The 1,971-nt window shown below is 37.0% G+C and carries 1 protein-coding gene and 2 pseudogenes; 1 reads left to right on the forward strand and 2 read right to left on the reverse strand.

The genetic code is table 11. The features are described 5' to 3' along the window. Nucleotides 1–143: pseudogene (locus H5232_RS24430) on the reverse strand (endonuclease III); the annotation flags it as partial. 115 nt (nucleotides 144–258) lie between these two features. Here H5232_RS24430 and H5232_RS23030 point away from each other — a divergent pair. Further along, nucleotides 259–1,650 (forward strand): alpha-amylase family glycosyl hydrolase, encoded by a 1,392-nt coding sequence (locus tag H5232_RS23030; protein WP_182768385.1) that lies wholly within the window; start codon nucleotides 259–261, stop codon nucleotides 1,648–1,650. Between the two features lie 99 nt (nucleotides 1,651–1,749). Here the strand turns inward: H5232_RS23030 and H5232_RS23035 are convergent. After that, a pseudogene (locus H5232_RS23035) lies at nucleotides 1,750–1,971 on the reverse strand (endonuclease III); the annotation flags it as partial.

Consider the following 1,971-nt stretch of genomic DNA (forward strand, 5'->3'; position numbering starts at 1 on the left):
TGTACATCTACTTTAAACTCTGCTGGTACAACTTTTAATAGCTTTTTTTCTACTTCAACAACGTTCTTACCCATAGCAAATTTAGTGCGGTTTGATACGCGGTCTATGTGGGTATCTACCGCGATGGTAGGCCAACCGAATGATAATTATCGTAGATAGGCATTAAGACTTACATACGTATTCATGTTAATAGTTTGTTGGAAATAATTTCACTACATCGCATATTGTTAAAACTTAATCGTTTAAGGGGCTTTATAAATGAAAAACCTTTCAATAATATTACTATTTTTAGGGCTGTGTGCCTGCACTAATATAAGTAAAAAAACTAAGACAACAAATATTTCCTCTAATTATGTTCCACAAGAATATGTGAAGTTAACGCATCCTCAGTGGAGTAAGAACGCAAGTTTTTATCAAATTAATACGCGACAGTTCACACCTGAAGGAACATTTGCAGCCGCTGAGCATCAACTACCACGATTAAAAGAACTTGGCGTCGATATTCTTTGGTTAATGCCGATTCATCCGATTGGCGAAGAAAAAAGAAAAGGGTCGCTGGGTAGCCCTTATTCAGTAAAAGATTACTACGGTGTTAATCCTGAGTTTGGTACCTTAGATGACTTAAAAAGCTTTGTTAACGCTGCTCACGAATTAGGTATGTACGTTATTCTAGATTGGGTAGCAAATCATAGTGCTTGGGATAATGAATTAAGACATAAGCATCCAAATTGGTATACAAAAAATTCGCAAGGTAATTTTCAACCTACGCCGTGGTGGGATTGGTCAGACATAATCGACTTTGATTATAACGTACCAGAAATGCGTGAATACATGACTGATGCAATGAAGTATTGGGTCAAAGAAGTAAATATTGATGGTTATCGATGTGATGTAGCTGGTTTTGTTCCTCTCGATTTTTGGGAAAACGTTAGGGCGGAGCTAGACGCGATCAAGCCCGTTTTTATGTTAGCTGAATGGGAAATGCGTGATTTACATGCTAAAGCTTTTGATGCTACTTATGCATGGTCTTGGCAGGAAGCTATTCATGATATTTTAAGTGGTCACGCTGATTTAAATAGATTGTTTGTATACTATTCATGGAATGAGGGAGCGTATCCGAAAAATAGCTATCGGATGACGTATGTTTCAAATCACGATGCTAATTCATGGGAAGGAACCGTGTTTGAGCGTTATGGTAGCGAAGAAAAAGTAGCGACAGCAATCGTATTGTCTATTGTCGGTGAAGGTATGCCATTAATTTATAATGGACTTGAAGCTGGGAATATTAAGCGGCTTGAGTTTTTTGAAAAAGATCCTATCGAATGGAAAGAACATAAATTTAAGCCATTGATTCAGAAGCTCTTAGCTTTGCAGAAACAAAATAGTGCGTTGTGGCATGGTGAATATGGCGCGACAATGGAGCGTATTTATAATACTAATCCGACAGAGGTGTTTAGTTTTATCCGCGAAAATACCAAAGATAAAGTGTTTGTTGTGATTAATTTTTCTGATAAAGAGCAAGATATTCAATTTATGGGTCCACAAACAGCTGGAGTATATACAGAGCTATTTAGCAAACAAAAGGCAACGCTTACTGAAGACGCAAGCCTTAAGTTGGCGCCTTGGGAGTATAGAGTTTATGTCCGGTAATGTTTAAAGGTTAAGCGTTTATTTGAGGTTTTCAAATTAAGATAATCATACGTAGGGCACATATCGTATGATTATCTTAATATTTCAATTAAAAATTAGTTACTCAGTCTTTTCTTTAAACTCACATAAATCTTCAATTATACAGCTGCCACACTTTGGCTTACGCGCCACACAGGTATAACGTCCATGTAAAATGAGCCAGTGATGTACATCTACTTTAAACTCTGCTGGTACAACTTTTAATAGCTTTTTTTCTACTTCAACAACGTTCTTACCCATAGCAAATTTAGTGCGGTTTGATACGCGGTCTATGTGGGTATC

Source organism: Pseudoalteromonas sp. SG41-5, from assembly GCF_014164495.1.
GTDB classification, from domain to species: Bacteria; Pseudomonadota; Gammaproteobacteria; order Enterobacterales; family Alteromonadaceae; genus Pseudoalteromonas; species Pseudoalteromonas rhizosphaerae.